Annotated in this window: 16 protein-coding genes; 8 read left to right on the top strand and 8 right to left on the bottom strand. The window is 63.0% G+C overall.

The features are described from left to right. Positions 1-3: 3 nt before the first annotated feature. Positions 4-1,044 (bottom strand): branched-chain amino acid ABC transporter permease, encoded by a 1,041-nt coding sequence (locus BLV07_RS24085; RefSeq protein ID WP_176945722.1) that lies wholly within the window; start codon positions 1,042-1,044, stop codon positions 4-6. A 176-nt stretch (positions 1,045-1,220) separates the two neighbouring features. Here BLV07_RS24085 and BLV07_RS24080 point away from each other — a divergent pair, with 176 nt between their 5' ends. The 8 genes from BLV07_RS24080 (at position 1,221) to BLV07_RS24045 (ending at position 9,327) form a co-directional block, all read left to right on the top strand. Continuing rightward, positions 1,221-1,742, top strand: a complete 522-nt coding sequence (locus BLV07_RS24080) for a MarR family winged helix-turn-helix transcriptional regulator (protein ID WP_091890436.1) — start codon at positions 1,221-1,223, stop codon at positions 1,740-1,742. A 173-nt stretch (positions 1,743-1,915) separates the two neighbouring features. Continuing rightward, a complete protein-coding gene (locus BLV07_RS24075; protein ID WP_091890433.1) occupies positions 1,916-2,185 on the top strand; it encodes a helix-turn-helix domain-containing protein in 270 nt (89 codons plus the stop codon). 40 nt (positions 2,186-2,225) lie between these two features. Beyond that, positions 2,226-4,226: a hydrogenase 4 subunit B gene (gene hyfB / locus BLV07_RS24070; protein WP_091890430.1), complete on the top strand. Its 2,001-nt coding sequence runs from the start codon at positions 2,226-2,228 to the stop codon at positions 4,224-4,226. Further along, positions 4,223-5,179 carry a respiratory chain complex I subunit 1 family protein gene (locus tag BLV07_RS24065; protein ID WP_091890427.1) on the top strand — a complete coding sequence of 319 codons (957 nt, stop codon included), beginning with the start codon at positions 4,223-4,225 and terminating at the stop codon, positions 5,177-5,179. Before hyfB ends, BLV07_RS24065 begins: the two co-directional genes overlap by 4 nt. Positions 5,180-5,182: 3 nt before the next feature. After that, positions 5,183-5,845, top strand: a complete 663-nt coding sequence (locus tag BLV07_RS24060) for a hydrogenase-4 component E (RefSeq protein WP_091890424.1) — start codon at positions 5,183-5,185, stop codon at positions 5,843-5,845. After that, positions 5,842-7,281: a hydrogenase 4 subunit F gene (locus tag BLV07_RS24055; RefSeq protein WP_091890421.1), complete on the top strand. Its 1,440-nt coding sequence runs from the start codon at positions 5,842-5,844 to the stop codon at positions 7,279-7,281. The genes BLV07_RS24060 and BLV07_RS24055 overlap by 4 nt, the downstream gene beginning before the upstream one ends. A gap of 3 nt (positions 7,282-7,284) precedes the next feature. Continuing rightward, complete coding sequence (locus BLV07_RS24050; protein WP_091890418.1) at positions 7,285-8,799, top strand: hydrogenase large subunit; 1,515 nt, start codon at positions 7,285-7,287, stop codon at positions 8,797-8,799. 3 nt (positions 8,800-8,802) lie between these two features. Beyond that, complete coding sequence (locus tag BLV07_RS24045; RefSeq protein WP_091890415.1) at positions 8,803-9,327, top strand: NADH-quinone oxidoreductase subunit B family protein; 525 nt, start codon at positions 8,803-8,805, stop codon at positions 9,325-9,327. A gap of 70 nt (positions 9,328-9,397) precedes the next feature. Here BLV07_RS24045 and BLV07_RS24040 read toward each other — a convergent pair whose 3' ends face one another. The 7 genes from BLV07_RS24040 to BLV07_RS24010 all read right to left on the bottom strand — a co-directional run bounded on the left by BLV07_RS24040 (position 9,398) and on the right by BLV07_RS24010 (position 18,289). Next, positions 9,398-10,681 carry a glycerate kinase type-2 family protein gene (locus BLV07_RS24040; RefSeq protein WP_091890411.1) on the bottom strand — a complete coding sequence of 428 codons (1,284 nt, stop codon included), beginning with the start codon at positions 10,679-10,681 and terminating at the stop codon, positions 9,398-9,400. Between the two features lie 193 nt (positions 10,682-10,874). After that, positions 10,875-12,104, bottom strand: coding sequence for an ABC transporter substrate-binding protein (locus tag BLV07_RS24035; protein WP_091890408.1), 1,230 nt, complete (start codon positions 12,102-12,104; stop codon positions 10,875-10,877). A gap of 178 nt (positions 12,105-12,282) precedes the next feature. Then, a complete protein-coding gene (locus tag BLV07_RS24030; RefSeq protein WP_091890405.1) occupies positions 12,283-13,509 on the bottom strand; it encodes an ABC transporter substrate-binding protein in 1,227 nt (408 codons plus the stop codon). Positions 13,510-13,765: 256 nt separating this feature from the next. Next, complete coding sequence (locus BLV07_RS24025) at positions 13,766-14,992, bottom strand: ABC transporter substrate-binding protein (RefSeq protein WP_091890402.1); 1,227 nt, start codon at positions 14,990-14,992, stop codon at positions 13,766-13,768. Positions 14,993-15,111: 119 nt separating this feature from the next. Then, the gene (locus BLV07_RS24020) at positions 15,112-16,347 is read right to left on the bottom strand and encodes an ABC transporter substrate-binding protein (protein WP_091890399.1); all 1,236 of its coding nucleotides are present in this window, start codon (positions 16,345-16,347) and stop codon (positions 15,112-15,114) included. A gap of 41 nt (positions 16,348-16,388) precedes the next feature. Beyond that, the gene (locus tag BLV07_RS24015; RefSeq protein WP_091890396.1) at positions 16,389-17,408 is read right to left on the bottom strand and encodes a branched-chain amino acid ABC transporter permease; all 1,020 of its coding nucleotides are present in this window, start codon (positions 17,406-17,408) and stop codon (positions 16,389-16,391) included. A 2-nt stretch (positions 17,409-17,410) separates the two neighbouring features. Next, positions 17,411-18,289 carry a branched-chain amino acid ABC transporter permease gene (locus BLV07_RS24010; RefSeq protein ID WP_091890393.1) on the bottom strand — a complete coding sequence of 293 codons (879 nt, stop codon included), beginning with the start codon at positions 18,287-18,289 and terminating at the stop codon, positions 17,411-17,413. Positions 18,290-18,410 lie beyond the last annotated feature (121 nt).

Raw genomic sequence — 18,410 nt, 5'->3', positions numbered from 1 at the left:
GCGTCAGTCCTTCTCTTCCTCGACCGCCGGCGCGGCGAGCGAGCGCAGCAGCAGCACGGGGATCAGCAGCATGAAAACGATCACCTCCTTGTAGTTGGAGGCATAGAAGGACGAGAACGCCTCGACGATGCCGACGACCAGCGCCGCGACGGCGGTGAGGGGGTAACTGATCAGGCCGCCGATGATCGCGGCGACAAAGCCCTTCAGGCCGATCAGGAAGCCGGAGTCATAATAGAGCGTCGTGATCGGCACGATCAGGATGCCCGATAGCGCGCCGATCACGGAGGCCAGCAGGAAGGCGGTCTGCCCCGACAGCGTGGTGCGGATGCCGGCGAGCCGCGCCCCTAGCCGGTTCACCGCGGTCGCGCGCAGCGCCTTGCCGTAGAGTGTCAGCCCGAAGAAAAGCCAGAGCCCGACGATGAAGGCAACGGTGATGGCGTAGACGGTGATGCTCTGGCCGGTGAAGCGCAGCGCGCCGGCGGTGAAGGCGCCGGACAGCACCGCCGGTCCGCGCTGGCCTTCGGCGCCGAAGAACAGCAAGCCCAGCCCCTGCAGCGCGAGATGCACGCCGACTGATGCGATCAGCAGCACCAGCACGGAGGTGTGCGCCAGCGGCTGGAATGCGATCCGGTAGAGGTACAGGCCGATCATCGCGACGATCACCAGCGACAGCGCGATGCAGATCGCGACCGGCAGCTTCTGGGCGGCGAAGTACAGGGTCAGCGCCAGCACGATGGCCGGCAGCACGATGTTGGTGAGGATGCTGCGCAGGACCAGCCGCCCGTGCAGCGCCTTGCGCGCGACGAAGAGATCGAAGGCGAAGGCGCCGATGCCCAGCGCCAGTGCGAGCTTTGCCGTGCCCGGCATCTGGCCCGCCGCCAGCGAGGCATAGGTCAGCGCGCCATAGGTGACGAATTCGCCCTGGGGAATGAGGATGACGCGGGTGACGGCGAACACCAGCACCAGCGCCAGGCCGAGCAGCGCATAGATCGCGCCATTGGTGATGCCGTCCTGCACCAGGAACAGCATGATGGTGGTATTCAAGACCGGACGCTCCCCCTAAAGATAAGGACCGGTCCTCCCGATTGCGGTGGACGGTCCGCTCACAGCCATTGAAAAACGTTGGCGATATTTGATATGGTCCATAACAATTATCAAATATAACATCAAGGGTGGGGAACGACCCGTCCCGAACTTAGCGGGATTACGAGCACGAGGCGATGACCGTTTCCAAAACCGCTGAAAAGTCCTCCGAAAAGCCTGCCGATACGGCCAAGGGTCGCAAGGATGCGTCCGAGCCGCAGGCCGAAGCGCTCCAGCTCGGCGAGCTCTCCGAGCAGCTCGGCTATGTGCTGAAGCGGGCCCAGCTCAAGGTGTTCGAGAACTTTTTGCGCTGCATGGCCTCGCTCCAGCTCACGCCGGCGCAATTCTCGGTGCTGCTGCTGGTCGAGAAGAATCCGGGCCGGAACCAGACCGAGATCGCCTCCACGCTCGGCATCCTCCGGCCGAACTTCGTGGCGATGCTCGACAATCTCGAAAGCCGCGACCTATGCGCGCGAATCCGCTCCACCAACGACCGCCGCTCGCACATCCTGGTGCTGACCGACAAGGGCAAGGCCGTGCTGACCCGCGCCAAGAAGCTCGTCGCCACCAAGCACGAGGCCCGGCTGAACGACCTGCTCGGGCAGAGCAACCGCGAGGCCTTGATCGGGATGCTCGCGAAGATCGCCAACGAGTTTTGAGGCGGACAGTCATTCCCGGATGCGCGCGAGCGCGCCCCGGAATCTCACGCCGCATTTATGCGGTCGTCGAGCGGAATGATGCGTTGCATCTAGAAAATGATGCTTGAAACGTCATTTTGTGCGTCCTAAACTTCGTAAATCAAGCGCTGTAACCGCCACGGACATTCTGCCCCGTGATCACCGCCGCGCAGCTTCGAGCCGCCCGTGCCTTGCTCAGGATCGACCAGCGCGAACTCGCGCAGCGCTGTTCGCTGTCGCTGCCGACGATCCAGCGCATGGAAGCCTCCGAAGGGGTGATCCGCGGCAATGTCGATTCCCTGGTGAAGCTGGTCGACGCGCTGTCGGTTGCCGGCATCGAGCTGATCGCCGAGGGGGCAACGTCGAGCGCCGGTGGGCGCGGTGTGCGGCTGAAGTCTCCACCCCCGAGCGCAGGTGGCCAATAGCGATGATTACGCGCGCGCAAATCACGATCCAGGAGCGGCTATGATCGCCGTGGCGCTATGGTCAGTGGCGGCCCTGCTGGCGCTGGCGCCTGCGGGAGTCGTGCTGTCGACGCGCCCGCGCGGCTCGATCATCCTCTACGGCGGATGTCTGATCGCCACGTCGACGCTATGTGTCACGGCGCTGTCAGATCTGCTCTATTTCCCTCATCTGACGCCGAGCGCGACACTGCCGATCGGCCTGCCCTGGCTCGGTGCCCATTTCCGGCTCGATGCGCTGTCCGCCTTCTTCCTCGTCGTCGTCAATCTCGGCGGCGCCGCCGCGAGCCTGTTCGCGCTGGGCTACGGCCGGCACGAGGACTCCCCCGGCCGCGTGCTGCCGTTCTATCCTGCCTATCTCGCAGGGATGAACGTCGTCGTGCTGGCAAACGATGCCTTCAGCTTTCTGGTCGCCTGGGAATTCATGTCGCTGACCTCCTGGGCGATGGTGGTGTCGCATCACCGGGAGGCCGAGAATGTCCGCGCTGGCTATGTCTATCTTTTGATGGCAAGTTTCGGCACGCTGGCGCTGCTGCTCGCTTTCGGCCTGCTCGCGAGCGGTGCTGGTTACGATTTCGATGCGATCCGAGCCTCGCATCCTTCCGCTACGCTGAGCGGCGTGGTGGTGATCCTCATGCTGCTGGGCGCCGGCTCCAAGGCTGGCCTGGTGCCGCTACATGCTTGGCTGCCGCTCGCCCATCCCGCCGCACCCAGCCACGTCTCTGGCCTCATGAGCGGCGTCATGACCAAGGTCGCCGTCTACGGCTTCGTGCGCATCGTCTTTGATCTTCTGCCCGAACCGGTGTGGTGGTGGAGCATGGTGGTGCTGCTGGTCGGCGGTCCGTCGGCGACGCTGGGCGTGCTCTATGCGCTGATGCAGCGCGATATCAAGCGCGTGCTCGCCTATTCAACGATTGAGAATATCGGCATCATCTTCACCGGCCTCGGGCTGGCGCTGGCTTTCAAGGCGGAAGGGCTCGACTGGGTGGCGGCGCTCGCTTTCACCGCGGCGATGCTGCATGTATTCAATCATGCGCTGTTCAAGAGCCTGTTGTTCTTCGGCGCCGGGGCGGTGCTGGGAGCAACCGGCGAGCGCGACATGGAGAAACTCGGCGGGCTGATCCATCGCATGCCGAAGACGGCGTTCGCGGCGCTGGTCGGCTGCGTCGCGATCTCGGCATTGCCGCCATTCAACGGCTTCGTTTCGGAATGGCTAACCTTCCAGGCGATCCTGCTCTCACCCCAGCTGCCCTCCTGGGGCCTCAAGCTGATCATTCCGGCGGTCGGCGGTTTGCTGGCGCTCGCGGCCGCCTTTGCCGCGGCCTGCTTCGTCAAGCTCTATGGCATCAGCTTCCTCGGCCGGCCACGTTCGGATGTCGCGGCGTCGGCACATGAGACCGACCGCTTCTCGCTGACCGCGATGCTCGTGCTTGCCGCTTTCTGCCTCGTTGCCGGCATCCTGCCCGGGTTGTTCATCGATGCGCTGGCGCCGGTGAGCAAGAAAATGGTCGGCAACATTATGCCGCATCAGGTCGGATTGCAGTGGCTCACCATCGTGCCGATCGCGGAAAGTCGCAGCTCCTATAACGGCCTTCTGGTGTTCCTGTTCGCGGCACTCTGCGGCACGACGGCGGCGACAGCCATTCACCGTTTCGCCTCCGACCGCTTACGCCGCGCGCCGGCCTGGGATTGCGGCTATCCCGATCCGAACCCAGCGATCCAGTACTCGGCCTCCAGCTTCTCGCAGCCGATCCGCCGCGTGTTCGGCAGCGTCATCTTTGCCGCACGCGAGATCGGCGAGATGCCGCCGCCGTCCTCGCCGGTTCCTGCGCGGCTCCGGGTCGAACTGCACGATCTGATCTGGGATGTGCTGTACGCGCCGATTGCGAAGCTCATCGGCTTTGCGACGGACCGCATCAATATCTTGCAGTTCCTCACCATCCGCCGCTACCTGACGCTGGTCTTCGTGGCGCTAATCGTGCTGCTACTGGTGGTGGCACTATGAACGCGCTGAGCGACATCCTCTCCCAGGGCGCCCAGATGTCGCTGGTGCTGGGGGGCGCGCCGCTACTGACGGGTTTCGTGCGGAAGGTGAAGGCTCGGCTGCTACGCCGGCGCGGGCCGCCGCTGCTCCAACCCTATCGCGACCTCATTCGCCTGATGCGCAAGGACGTCGTGCTCGCGGACAACGCATCCTGGCTGTTCCGCGTCATTCCCTATCTGATCTTCGCGGGCACCTGGGTCGCCGCCTCGCTGGTGCCGACTTTCGGCAATGGCCTGTTGTTCTCCTGGACCGCCGATCTCATCGCCATCATTGCGCTGCTCGGCAGCGCCCGTTTCTTCCAGGCGCTCGCCGGCATGGACGTCGGCACCGCCTTCGGCGGCATCGGCTCCAGCCGCGAGGTCATGATCGCCTCCCTCGCCGAGCCCGCGATGCTGATCACAGTGTTCTCGGTTGCGATGATCGCTGGCTCGACGCAGCTCCCCAACGTGGCAGAGTTCATGGGCTCGGACGCGGTCGGCCTGCGTGTGTCCCTGGGCATGGCGTTTGTGGCACTGACCATCGTAGCGCTGGCGGAGAATGCCCGTATCCCGGTCGATAACCCCGCCACCCATCTCGAGCTGACCATGGTGCACGAGGCCATGGTGCTGGAATATTCGGGGCGGCATCTCGCGCTGATCGATCTGTCGTCGCATCTCAAGCTTCTGCTCTATGTCTCGCTGATCGCCTGCGTGTTCCTGCCATGGGGCACGGCGACTGTGGACGCGGGCGTTGGGAGGCTCGTCTTTGGCGCGCTACTCTATTTCGGCAAGCTGGCGGTACTTGGCTTCTTGCTCGCCGTGTTCGAGACGTCGATCGCCAAGATGCGCGTGTTCCGGATTCCGGAGTTCTTGGGCGCGGCGCTGATGCTGGCATTGCTTGCCACCCTGTTGCGCTTCGTGTCGGGGAGCCTCTAAGAGATGAGCAGCCTGCAATTCGACATCGCCCATCTGCTCGCCGGCTGCCTCGTGCTGGCGAGCTTCATGATGCTCTATCAGGACCGGCTCTATGCGCTGCTCAATGTCTATGCGCTGCATGCCAGCGTGCTGGCGCTATCGGTAGCCTGGCAGGCCTATGTGCAGCAAGCGCCGCATCTCTATGTCACGGCGCTGATCGCGCTGGTCTTTAAGGCCATCATCATCCCGGTGGCGCTGCACCGGATCATCAAGCGGCTCGGTATCCACCGCGAGATCGAGAATGTGATCGGCATCGGGCTGACCATGATGGCTGGCATCGGCCTCGTCGCGCTGTCGATGGTGGTGATGCTGCGGGTGACGCCGAGCGCCGATGCGCTCGCGCGCGAGGACCTTGCCTTCGCGCTGTCGGTGGTGCTGTTGGGGCTCCTGATCATGGTTACGCGACGCAACGCCGTGAGCCAGGTCGTCGGATTCATGTCGCTGGAGAACGGCCTGGTGCTGGCGGCAACCGGCGCCAAGGGCATGCCGCTGGTGGTCGAGATCAGTGTCGCCTTCTCGGTGCTGATCGCCTTCATCGTGATCGGCGTCTTCCTGTTCCGCATCCGCGAGCGTTTTGACAGCGTGGACGTGCAGGAGCTTGATCGTTTTCGCGGAGAGCGGCGATGAGCATCGACGCCCTCAGCGCCATCCTCTTGATTCCGGCCCTCTCGGCGGCGGTGCTGGCAATTTTGCCCGGCTACCGACTGACGGCGAAGCTGAACGTAGTGGCAGCGCTCGCGACCTTCCTTACCTCGCTCTCGCTGTTCGTGGTCGAGCCAGTATCGGGGCAGTATCTGCTGATGGACGACCTCAACAAGGTCTTCATCGTGTTGACCACCTTCGTCAGCCTCACCACATCGGTGTTCAGCGCAAGCTACATCCAGCACGAGATCGAGATCGGGCGCCTGGCGCCGGCGTTCCTGCGCTTCTATCACGCGATGTATCAGACGCTGATGTTCGCGATGAACCTCGCGCTCGTCGCCAACAATATCGGCCTGATGTGGGTCGCGGTTGAGGTGGCGACGCTGACGACCGTCCTGATGGTCGGCATCTACCGCACCCATGAGGCGCTGGAGGCAGCTTGGAAATATTTCATCCTCGGTAGCGTCGGCATCGCGCTCGCGCTGTTCGGCACGATCCTGGTCTATATGGCGGCGCGCCCCGTGGTGGGCGAGGGGCTGGACGGCATGGTGTGGACGGTGCTGGTGAAGCACGCCGCACAGTTCGACCCGGCGTTGCTCAACGTCGCCTTCGCCTTCCTCCTGCTCGGCTACGGCACCAAGGTCGGTCTCGCACCGCTGCATGCTTGGCTGCCGGATGCGCATGCCGAGGGCCCGACGCCGATCTCGGCGGTGCTGTCCGGCCTGTTGCTCAATGTCGCGCTCTATGCGCTGCTGCGCTTCAAGATGATGCTCGCCGTCAACTCCGCGGCGATCGCGCCGGGTCCGTTGATGGTGACCATGGGCCTGATCTCGGTGATCTTCGCCGCGCTGATGCTGTACCGGCGCCGCGACATCAAGCGGATGTTCGCATATTCCTCGATCGAGCATATGGGCATCATCGTCTTTGCCTTCGGCATGGGCGGGCCGCTCGCGAATTTCGCAGGGCTGTTGCATATGACCATGCATTCGCTGACCAAGTCGGCGATCTTCTTCGCGGTCGGCCATATCGCACAGGTCAAGGGCACACAGAAGATCGCCGATATCGGCGGGCTCACGGTGACCAACCCCGCGCTCGGCTGGGGCCTGATGCTCGGTGTCATCGCCATCGTCGGGCTGCCGCCGCTCGGCATCTTCATGAGCGAGTTTCTAGTGGTGAGCTCGACTTTCGCCCGCGCGCCCTGGCTGACGGTAATCCTGGTGCTCGGCATCATCATCGCGCTCGGCGGGCTTTGGTTGCGGATCGGCGCGGTGATGTTCGGCGAGCCCAAAGGCAAGACCGCGCCCGCGGAAGCCTCCTACGTGCCGATGTTCACGCACCTCGGATTGGTGCTGATGGCCGGCATCTATCTGCCGCCGGTGCTGGTCACCGGCTTCCAGAACGTCGCGAAGCTCCTGGGGTAAGCCATGGGCATCCTCGACAGCATCTCCCATGTCCATACGGTGTCGTCGCATCGGCCCTGGCCGCGCGCGGTCGTGACGGAGGCGGGCTGGCAGGCGGCGATCGATCGACTGGTCGAGGGAAGCCTCACACTGCTTGGCTTCTGGGGCGAGCCGACCGCGGTGCATATGGCGATGCTCGATGGCGGCTCGGCCGAGATCGCGGTCGTGACCTACGAGTGTACGGCCGGCACATTTCCAAGCGTCGCCGGCCGTCATCCGCCGGCGCTTCGGCTGGAGCGCAGCATTCATGATCTGTTCGGGCTTATTCCAGGCGTCGCTGACGATCTGCGGCCATGGCTCGATCACTATGTCTGGGGAAAATCCTATCCGCTCTCAGGCCGCAACGCATCGCGCGACGTGCGGCCATACCAGTTCCTACCGGCCGAGGGCGAGGCGTTGCACCAGGTGGCGGTCGGCCCCGTCCATGCCGGGACCATCGAGCCCGGCCATTTCCGCTTCACCGCCAATGGCGAGCATGTGGTGCGGCTGGAGCAGTGGCTCGGCTACACCCACAAGGGTATCGAGTCGCTGATGCAGGGCGCGAGCCTCGAGGCCGCAGCAAAGCTCGCCAACCGCACCTCCGGCGACAGCGCCGTCGCCTATGCCTTCGCCTTTGCGTGTGCCGTGGAAGCGGCGCTGCAGATCGAGGCGCCTCGGCAAGCGACGCTTTTGCGGGCGCTGATGGCGGAACTGGAGCGCCTCGCCAATCATTTGGGCGACATCGGGGCCATCTGCAACGACGCTTCGTTCGCGCTGATGCATGCCCAGACCGGCATTTTGCGTGAGCGCTGCTTGCGCGCTGCGAATGTCGCGTTCGGCCATCGCCTGATGATGGACGTCATCGTGCCCGGTGGTGTGACGCGTGACATCGCGCCGGACGGCGTTGCCGCGCTGCGCGCGCTGCTCGCGGAGCTACGAAAGGTCTTTCCGCGCTTGATCGAGCTCTATGACAACACGGCGTCCTTGCAGGACCGCACCGTCACCACGGGTATCGTGAAGGCGGAATATGCGCGCCAGTTTGGCGCCGGCGGTCATGTCGGCCGCGCCTCGGGCCGCGATTTCGATGCGCGGCGGGCGATGGCCTACGCGCCTTACGACGCGTTATCGTTCGAGGTGCCGGTACTACAGGCCGGTGACGTGAACGCGCGGGTCTGGATCCGAATCCGCGAGGTCGAGCAGAGCATCGAGTTGATCGAGCAGATCCTCGACCGACTTGGGCCGGGAGAGCTCGCAACCGCGCTGCCTCCCAGGATCGGCCACGGTGCCTGTGAAGGCATGGCGCTCACCGAGGCCTTCCGCGGCGACGTTCTGGTGTGGCTGCGGCTCGATGACGAGTTGCGCGTCGAACGCTGCCACCTGCGCGACGCATCGTGGTTCCAGTGGCCGCTGCTGGAAACCGCGATCGAGGGCAACATCATTGCCGACTTTCCGCTCTGCAATAAGTCGTTCAACTGTTCCTATTCGGGCGCGGACCTCTAAGCCATGCGCAAGACCCTGCTCGAAAGCCTCACTCATGGTTCGCTGACGGAGCCCGCGCCGGCGCCGGACGAGTCGGCGCTGGCGGAGCTTGCAACGAAAGTTGACCGCGCCGCCCAGGCCAGGCTCGGCCGTTCTCTTGCCATTCGCGAGATCGATGCCGGGTCCTGCAACGGCTGCGAGCTGGAAATCCACGCGCTGTCCAACGCCTTCTACGACATCGAACGTTTCGGCCTGCGCTTCGTCGCCTCGCCGCGCCACGCCGACGTGCTGCTGGTCACGGGGCCGGTGACGAAGAACATGCGACAGGCGCTGGAGCGGACCTACAACGCGACGCCCGATCCGAAATGGGTCGTCGCGGTCGGCGGCTGCGCGATCGATGGCGGCATTTTCAGAGGCAGCTACGCCTGCATTGGCGGCGTGTCCGAGACCATTCCGGTGGATTTGCACATCAAGGGCTGCCCGCCGTCGCCGACGGACTTGTTGAAGGGCCTGCTCGCGCTGTTGGAGCACGTCAACCGCAAGCGCTAAGCCGCACCCACACACTCCTCAAGGCCGTCATGGTCAGGCCAAGCCGCGATGGTGTCGAACAGGGCGAGCCCTACTCCACCAAGATCACCCTGATATCGTTCACGTTGGTCAGCGTCGGTCCCGGCATGAGCAGATCGCCGGTCGCCTCGAAGAAGGTCGTCGCGTCGTTGTTGTCGAGATAGGCCTGCGGCTTAAGCCCCTGCGCCTTCATCTTGGCGAAGGTGGCCGCGTCGATCAGCGCGCCGGCGGGGTCGGTGGGATGACCGGCGCCGCCGTCGGCGCCGTCGGTGTCGCCGGCCAGCGCCGAGATGCCAGCCGTGTCCTTCAAGAGGCTGGCGAGCGCCAGCGCGTATTCCTGGTTCGGTCCGCCGCGCCCATTGCCGCGCACCGTGACCGTGAGCTCGCCGCCAGAGAGGATCGCGACGCGCTTGCCTTGCGCGCGCGCTTGCAGCGCGAGCTTGGCATGATCGGCAGCGACCTCGCGGGCCTCGCCTTCGAGATCGGCGCCGAGATCGATCGTCTCGTAGCCGGAGTCGCGCGCGAGCTGCACCGCAGCGTCGAGCGACTGCTTGGGCCGCGCGATCAATTCGAAACGCGCGCGCGCGAAGGCGGCATCGCCGGGCTTGCAGCTCTCGTTGCCGGGATCGTCGAGCGCGCGGCGGACGGCATCGTCAATGTCGAGCTTGTACTTCGCGACGATCGCGCGTGCGTCGGCCAGCGTGGTCGGGTCGGGCACGGTGGGGCCGGAGGCGATCGCGGAAGGATCGTCATGCGGCACGTCCGAGATCGCGAGCGTCACGATCTCGGCGGCATGCTTGCCGGCGCGCGCCAGCCGGCCGCCCTTGATCCGCGACAGATGCTTTCTGACCGTGTTCATCTCGCCGATCGGCGCGCCCGAATGCAGCAGCGCCTTATTGACCGCCTGCTTCTGCGCGAAGCTGATGCCGTCCACGGGCGCGATCCAGTTCGCCGAACCGCCGCCGGTGAGCAGCACCAGGAGGAGATCGTCAGGGCCGGCCTCGCCTGCGAGCGCGAGCGTGTCGGCCGCGCCCTTCAGGCCGGCTTCGTCAGGCACGGGGTGGCCGGCCTCGACCACGCGAATGCGGCGCGTCGGCACGCCGTAGCCGTGGCGCGTGGTGGCGATGCCGAGCAGCCGCTCCGGCGCGAGCTTCATGGTGTCGAGATAATGCCGCTCGGCGGCCGCGGCCATCGCGCCTGCGCCCTTGCCGGCGGCGAGGCAGATCACGCGTCCTTTGGGCGCGGGCCTTAAGTGCGGCGCCAGAATTGTGCTCGGATGGGCGGCGGCAACGGCGGCGTCGTAGAGCGCGCGGAGCAGGGGACGTCGGTCGATCATGACGAAGGCCTTGGGCAGACAGGGGAGATCGGCGGCATGCGCCGTCAGTCACATGCCTACCGCATCGGGCGCAAAAGCGTAAGCAGGCTTTGCCATCATTCGATTATGCAATCGCGTGATCATAATCGGCGCACAAGCAAAAGCCCCCTGCGATGGTTCGCGCAGGGGGTTTCTCGACACCTGTTTCAGACGGCTAACCGCCGGCTTCCGCGTTGATCACGTCGCCGAACAGCTCCCAGCGCTCGCCCTTGAAGCGCTGCAGCTGCAGCGAACTGATCGGCGCGAAATCGGTCGGCGACGTGTTGATCTTGATCCCGGGCAGCAGCACCTCGGTGCGGAAGTCCTTCAGGCTGGCCGCCTGTTTCATGACGTTCGCGCGCGTAAGGTCGTCGCCGCAGTTCTTCAGCACCTGGACCAGCGTCTGCGCGACGCCGTAGCCGACGATGGTGCCGCCGTCGGTCTTGTCGCCTTCGGGGAAGTATTTCGCCATGAAATCGAGGAATGCCTTCATGCCGGCGTCGTTGGCCCATTGCGTGTCGGTGGTGTCCTTCAGATAGGCCGCTGAGATGATACCCTGCGCGTTTTCGAAGCCTGCCGGTTTGATCACGCTGCCGACTGAGGCCGAGACGTTGTTCAGAAAGTGGGTCGGTTTCCAGCCGATCTCGGCATTCTTCTTGATGGCCTGCGCCGCAAATTTCGGCGTGGTGATGTTGACAAAGATATCGGCGCCCGTCGCTTTCAACTTGACGATGTGATTGTCAATGGTCGGCTCCGACGTTTCGTAGCTTTCCTCGGCCACGATCATGCTCGCGGCCTTCGAACCAAGGCCGTCCTTCAGGCCTTTGAGATAGTCCTTGCCGTAATCGTCGTTCTGAAACAGAACGGCAATCTTCGCGTTCGGCATCTCCTTCAGGATGTATTTCGCGTAGATCTGCGTCTCGCTCTGGTAATTGGGCTGCCAGCCCATCGTCCAGGGGAAGTCCTTCGGATCGTTCCATTTGGTGGCGCCGGTGGCGACGAACAGCTGCGGTACCTTCTTCGAGTTCATGTATTTCTGAATCGCAGTGTTCGGCGGCGTGCCGAGCGAGTTGAAGATGAACAGCACCTCGTCGCTCTCGACCAGCTTGCGCGCCTGCTCAACCGTCTTCGGCGGCGAATATGCGTCATCGTAAGAAACGAAATTGATCTTGCGGCCGTTGATGCCGCCCTCCTCGTTGATCTTCTTGAAATAGGCGGCTTCGGTCCGCCCGATGATGCCGTAGGCGGAGGCCGGTCCGCTGTAGGGCATGATGTTGCCGATCTTGATCTCGGTGTCGGTCGCGCCGGTATCGTACTTTTTCTGGGCCGATGCAGTGGAGGCCGAGGCCGCAATGAGCGCGAGCGCCAGTGACGCGGCCGCAAGTTTGCCGGTGACAGCAGGCATTCCAATCTCCCTAATTTTCTTGGTGTGTGCGTCCTTCTTCTTGGCTTGATCGTTTTTGGTGACGCAGCCCGCAATTCAATACGATTTGCCCAAGAGCTTCAAGGAAAAGCCCCTGCGGCAAGGCCGCAGGGGCTTCGTCTTTAGTCGATCGGGGTACGTCTTTAGCGATTGGTTAAGGTCAGCCGCCGACGTCGCCGCTCAAGATGTCACCAAATCGCTCCCAATGCTCGCCCTTGAAGCGGATCAGTTGCAGCTGCGAGAGGGGCGCGAAATCGGTGGCCGAGGTGTTGACCTTGATGCCCGGCAACAGGCCGGCCGGCTCGTAGTCCTTGATATTGGCGGCCTGCTTCATGATGTTTTCGCGGGTCAGATTGTCGCCGCAGGATTTCAACACGTGCACCAGGCCTTGCGCGACGATGTAGCCGTACATCACCGAGGCGTCGGCGCGGTTGGCTTCCGGATAGTACTTATCCAGGAATTCGTTCCAGGCGATCATCGCCGGATCGCTCTTCCATTGCGCGTCGGTCGGGTCCTTGAAATATTGCGAGGAGATGATGTCCTGGGCGTTCTCGAAGCCGGCCGGCTTGATCACGCTGCCGATCGAACCCGATACGTTGTTGAGGAAGTGCAGCGGCTTCCAGCCAATCTCGGCATTCTTCTTGATCGCCTGTGCCGCGAATTTCGGCGTCGTGATGTTGAAAAACACGTCGGCGCCGGTCGCCTTCATCTTGACGATGTGGGAGTCGATGGTCGGCTCCGATACCTCGTAGCTTTCCTCCATCACGATCATCGAGGCCTTGGCGCCGAGCCCGTCCTTGAAGCCCTTCAGATAGTCCTTGCCGTAATCGTCGTTCTGGTAGAGCACGGCGATCTTGGCGTTCGGATGGTTCTTCAGGATGTACTTGGCGTAGATGATCGACTCGCTCTGGTAGTTGGGCTGCCAGCCCATGGTCCAGGGGAAGTCCTTCGGATCGTTCCATTTGGTGGCGCCGGTTGCGACGAACAGCTGCGGCACCTTCTTCTGGTTCATGTATTTCTGGATCGCGGTGTTCGGCGGTGTGCCGAGCGAGTTGAAGATCAGCAGCACCTCGTCGCTCTCGACGAGCTTGCGTGCCTGCTCCACCGTCTTCGGCGGCGAGTAGGCGTCGTCATAGGTGACGAAATTGATCTTGCGGCCGTTGATGCCGCCCTCGGCGTTGATCTTGCGGAAATAGGCCTCCTCGGTCTTGCCGATCACGCCGTAAGCGGAGGCTGGTCCGCTATAGGGCATGATGTTGCCGATCTTGATTTCGGTGTCGGATGCGCCGGTGTCGTATTTCTTCTGCGCCAGGGCTGTCGTGGACAGGGTGGCAGCCAGCACGAGGGCAGCCGAGAAGGCCCCCAATCGCACATGCATTGCAGGCATCTTGATCTCCCTAGGTAGGTTTGAATGTGCCGTGTTCTTGATCGGAAGCGATCGTTGCGCGTCGCTCTGGTAAGCATTCAATACCCTTCCTGGGCGGCCAGCAAGGAGAACGCCCCGCCGGGGCTGCCGCCGCGAGGCGATCTTTTTTGAGAGGATGTGGAATATTCCGGCGCTTGAGATGGGATGCGCCGTTAACCAGCTGCGCGGAAGTTGTCTTGTTAAATGTAGGCTATTTTGAATTGCGCGCTTGCGACGCTCAGTGTCCGATCTCGCTGGAGATGATGTCGCCGAACAGCTCCCACTTCTTGCCCTTGAAGCGCATCATCTGGAGCTGCTCGATCGGGGCGAAATTGTCCGGCGCGGTGTTGATCTTGATCCCGGGCAGCAGCGTATCGGGTTCGAAATCCTTCAGGCTTGCGGCCTGCTTCATGACGTTCTCGCGGGTGAGGTCGTCGCCGCACATTTGCAGCACCTTCACCATGGTCTGCGCGGCGGCATAGCCGAACACCACGCCGGCATCGAGCTTGTTCGCCTTGGGCTCGTATTGGGCGAGGAAGTTATAGAACTTCTTCATGCCGTCATCGGCGTTCCACTGCGGGTCGGAGCCGTCCTTGGTATAGCTCGCCGATAGAATGCCTTGCGAGATCTCCAAGCCCGCCGGCTCGATCACGCCGCCGACCGAGGCCGAGACGTTGGAGATGATGTGCATCGGATGCCAATTGATCTCCGCCGCCTTCTTGATGCCCTGCGCGGCAAATTTCGGGCTGGTGATGCTGATGAAGATGTCGGCGCCAGCCGCCTTCAGCTTTACGACGTGCTCGTCGATCGCCGGCTCGGAGGTGTCGTAGGGTTCTTCCAGCACGATCATCGAGGCCTTGGACCCCAAGCCGTCCCTCAATCCGTTCAGATAGTCCTTGCCGAAATCGTCGTTCTGATAGAGCACGCCGATCTTTCCGTCCGGCTTCTCCTTCATGATGTATTTGGCGTAGATCCGCGCCTCGCTGACGTAGCTCGGCTGCCAGCCCATGGTCCAGGGATATTGCTTGGGATCGTTCCACTTGGAGGCGCCGCTCGCCACGAACAATTGCGGTACCTTCTTCTCGTTCATGTACTTGCGGATGGCGCTGTTGGTCGAGGTGCCGAGCGAGCCGAAGATCAGCAGCACCCCGTCGTTCTCGACCAGCTTGCGTGCCTGCTCCACCGTCTTCGGCGGCGAATAGGCGTCGTCATAGGAGATGAACTTGATCTTGCGGCCGTTGATGCCGCCCTCGGCATTGATCTTGTTGAAATAGGCCTCCTCGGTCTTGCCGATCGCGGCATAGGCGGAGGCGGGGCCGCTATAGGGCATGATGTTGCCGATCTTGATCTCGGTATCGGACGCGCCGGTGTCGTATTTCTTTTGCGCCAGCGCCTCGCTGCTCATTGCAGTGCACAACGCGAGTGCGGCAAAGAAGGCCGCAACCTGAAAACGAACGGCAGTCATTGTTCTCCTACCCCGAGCTGGATCGGCGCCGCATTGAACAAGATTGACGCTCGGCGTCAACAAAAAGCCCCCGCGGTCGCCCGCGGGGGCTTATCGACTTGAATTGTTGCGTCAGCGTGTCATTCGGAGGCGACGTCGCCGCTGATGATCTCGCCGAAAAGTTCCCACTTCTCGCCCTTGAAGCGCTGCATCTGGAGCTGCGCAATCGGGGCAAAGTCGGTGGCGCCGGTGTTGATCTTGACGCCGGGCAGTAACGTGTCCGGAGCAAAGTCCTTCAACGACGCCGCCTGCTTCATGAGGTTGGCGCGGGTCAGATCGTCACCGCACAGTTCCAGGACCTTGGCCAGGGTCGACGCTGCGCCATAGCCGTAGACCATGGCGGTGTCGGTCTTGTCGGCACCCGGCATGTACTTGTCGACGAACTCGTTCCACTTCTTCATGCCGGGGTCGTTGTTCCACTGCGGATCCGTCGAGTCCTTGGCATAGGCTGCCGACAGCACGCCCTGAGCGTTCTCGAAGCCAGCCGGCTTCATCACGCTGCCGACCGAGATCGACACGTTGGTGAGGATCTGGAGCGGTTTCCAGCTGAGTTCGGCGGTCTTCTTGATGGTCTGGGCCGCGAACTTCGGCGTCGCATAGATCAGCAGCACGTCGGGATTGGCGGCCTTGATCTTGACGATATGGCCGTCGATCGACGGCTCGGACACCTCATAGCTCTCTTCCATGATGATCATCGATGAGGCCTTGGCGCCGAGGCCGTCCTTGGTGCCTTTGAGGTAGTCTTTGCCGAAATCGTCGTTCTGGTAGAGGATCGCGACCTTGGCGTCCGGCTTCTCCTTCATCAGCCATTTCGCGTAGATCTGCGCTTCGCTCTGGTAGGAGGGCTGCCAGCCCATGGTCCAGGGGAAGTTCTTCGGGTCGTTCCACTTGGTGGCGCCGGTGGCGACGAAGAGCTGCGGGATCTTCTTGGCGTTCAGGTATTTCTGGATCGCGCTGTTCGACGGCGTACCGAGCGGGTTGAACACGGCCAGCACCTCGTCGCTCTCGACGAGCTTACGGACCTGCTCGACCGCCTTCGGCGGCGAATAGGCGTCGTCATAGGTGACGAAGTTGATCTTGCGGCCGTTGATGCCGCCCTTGTCGTTGATCATCTTGAAATAGGCTTCTTCGGTCTTGCCGATGATGCCATAGGCCGACGCCGGACCGCTGTACGGCATGATGTTGCCGATCTTGATCTCGGTATCGGACGCGCCGGTGTCGTATTTCTTTTGGGCGAGTGCAGCGCCGGAGGTGAGGGCAATGGCCGCCGTTGCCGTGACCAGCGCGGCGGCTCGCAGTGTTCTTCCAAAAAGCAATTCGGTCTCCTTCGTTAAACGACTGTCGTGATGAGAGGTATTCAGGTCTTTCTGAGCTTGCCGGAAAGCTGCTGGCCCAGGATCGCGAGCTGCCTTGCGCCATGCGGTACGAGGTAGATGACGAGGAACAGGAGCACGCCGAACACAGCGCCGGAGAGGCCCTTGGAGATGCCCTCCGCGATGTTCGGCACGAAGATGATGAAGGCCGCGCCGACGAACGAGCCGGGCAGCCAGCCCACGCCGCCGACGACCATGCCGAGGAACAGCGAGATCGCGAGGTTGATCGTGAAGCTGTCCGGCGCCACAAACTGCACCGCGATCGCACCCAAAGCGCCGGCGATGCCGGTGATGCCGGCGGACACGCCAAACGCCAGCGTCTTGTAGAGCGCGACGTTGACGCCCATCGAGGACGCCGCGATCTCGTTGTCGCGGATCGCCATGAAGGCGCGTCCCGAGCGGGAGCGCAGCAGGTTCACCGAGAAGACGTAGATCGCGAGCGTGACCGCAAGCGTGAAGTAATAGAGCCACATGTCCTGCGACATCGGCAGCCCGAACGGCGCGTCCGGCTTGGTGACGACGAGACCCTGCACGCCGCCGGTCCAGTGCTCGAGGAAGTTAAGCTTGAGCAGTTGCGGCATAGCTGTGGCGAGCGCGAAGGTCGCGAGCGCGAGGTAAACGCCGGAAAGCCGCAGCGCCGGCTGCCCGAACAGGAAGCCGAAGCCGAAGCAGACTACTCCGGCGATCGGCAGCGTCAGCGCGTAGTTGACGTTGAAGTACTCCATCAACACCGCGGTCGTATAGGCGCCGACGGCATAGAAGGCGCTCTGGCCGAGCGAGAACTGGCCGGAGCCGCCGGTCAGGATGTTCAGCGCCAGCACCGCAAGCCCGTAGATCAGCAGCATCGTCATCTGGAAGATGATGAAGTTCTTGACGAAGACGGGCGCGATTAGCAGTGCAGCCAGCACGACCAGCGAGGTGGTCGTGCTCAGCGTCATGGCCCGCTTCGGAACGGCTTCGACCGTCTCGTGGCCTTCCGCGACGACTTCTTCTGCTGCGCTCATGATCAAACTCGCTTGACGATGTGCCGGCCGAACAGGCCAGCGGGTTTGACGACCAGGACGGAAATGATCAGCGCAAGCGCGATCGGAAGTTTCAATTCATTGCCGACGCCGGGAATGTAGGTGCCGACGAGGTTTTCGAAGATGCCCATCAGGAAGCCGCCGACCACAGCGCCGAACGGGCTCGACAGACCGCCCAGCACCGCCGCAGCAAAGCCATAAAGCAGGACGCCGACCATCATGTTGGGCTCCAGGAACACGACCGGCGCGATCAGCATGCCGGCAATCGCGCCGATGGCAGAAGCCATGCCCCAGCCGAGCGCGATCATCCAGCTCGTGTTGATGCCGACGAGCCGCGCCGATTCAGGTAACGAGGCGGCCGCCCGCATTGCGAGCCCGATCCGCGTGTACTGAAAGAAGAAATAGAGCGCGACCAGGAGCAGCAGGGTGACACCGATCATGCCGGCCTGGTGGGTCGAGATCAGCTGACTACCCAGGAACGGCGAGGAGCCGAACGGGGTCGGATACTGCTTGATGGTAAAATCCCAGATCAGGCCGGCCGAGGAGTTGATGATGGCGAACAGCGCGATGAAGCCGGCGACATTGGTCAGGATCGGCGCCTTGGCGAGCGGCTTGAACAGGATGCGCTCGATGGCGATGCCGCCTGCGAACGCGAAAGCCAACGTGAGGACGAAGGCGACCCAATAGGGCACGCCCCATTGCATCAACTGCCAGGAGATGAAGGTCGAGAACATCGCCATCTCGCCTTGCGCGAAGTTGAGGTGATCGATCGCCTGGTAGATCATGACCACGGCGAGCGCCATGCAGGCATAGATCGCGCCGGTGGCAATCCCGGCCAGGACCTGATTGGTGAACAGCTCCATTGTCCCGGCTCCCTAAAACTTGCCCGATGTGGGTTGAGATGCTGCGGCATCAAAGGTCCACCTCTCCCTAAGGGAGAGGTCGCGCCGAAGGCGCGGGTGAGGGGTCTTGGTCTCACGGTGA

Source organism: Bradyrhizobium sp. Rc2d (assembly GCF_900099855.1).
Taxonomy (GTDB): Bacteria; Pseudomonadota; Alphaproteobacteria; order Rhizobiales; family Xanthobacteraceae; genus Bradyrhizobium.
The sequence above is the reverse complement of the archived record's forward strand: the minus strand, read 5'-3'. Positions and strand labels throughout refer to the sequence as shown.

Coding starts and splice junctions, on each gene's coding strand:
- BLV07_RS24025 (WP_091890402.1), bottom strand. CDS start 14,992: ATGACTGCCGTTCGTTTTCAGGTTGCGGCCTTCTTTGCCGCACTCGCG.
- BLV07_RS24040 (WP_091890411.1), bottom strand. CDS start 10,681: ATGATCGACCGACGTCCCCTGCTCCGCGCGCTCTACGACGCCGCCGTT.
- BLV07_RS24010 (WP_091890393.1), bottom strand. CDS start 18,289: ATGGAGCTGTTCACCAATCAGGTCCTGGCCGGGATTGCCACCGGCGCG.
- BLV07_RS24050 (WP_091890418.1), top strand. CDS start 7,285: ATGGGCATCCTCGACAGCATCTCCCATGTCCATACGGTGTCGTCGCAT.
- BLV07_RS24080 (WP_091890436.1), top strand. CDS start 1,221: ATGACCGTTTCCAAAACCGCTGAAAAGTCCTCCGAAAAGCCTGCCGAT.
- BLV07_RS24045 (WP_091890415.1), top strand. CDS start 8,803: ATGCGCAAGACCCTGCTCGAAAGCCTCACTCATGGTTCGCTGACGGAG.
- BLV07_RS24065 (WP_091890427.1), top strand. CDS start 4,223: ATGAACGCGCTGAGCGACATCCTCTCCCAGGGCGCCCAGATGTCGCTG.
- hyfB (WP_091890430.1), top strand. CDS start 2,226: ATGATCGCCGTGGCGCTATGGTCAGTGGCGGCCCTGCTGGCGCTGGCG.
- BLV07_RS24030 (WP_091890405.1), bottom strand. CDS start 13,509: ATGCCTGCAATGCATGTGCGATTGGGGGCCTTCTCGGCTGCCCTCGTG.
- BLV07_RS24035 (WP_091890408.1), bottom strand. CDS start 12,104: ATGCCTGCTGTCACCGGCAAACTTGCGGCCGCGTCACTGGCGCTCGCG.
- BLV07_RS24060 (WP_091890424.1), top strand. CDS start 5,183: ATGAGCAGCCTGCAATTCGACATCGCCCATCTGCTCGCCGGCTGCCTC.
- BLV07_RS24015 (WP_091890396.1), bottom strand. CDS start 17,408: ATGAGCGCAGCAGAAGAAGTCGTCGCGGAAGGCCACGAGACGGTCGAA.
- BLV07_RS24055 (WP_091890421.1), top strand. CDS start 5,842: ATGAGCATCGACGCCCTCAGCGCCATCCTCTTGATTCCGGCCCTCTCG.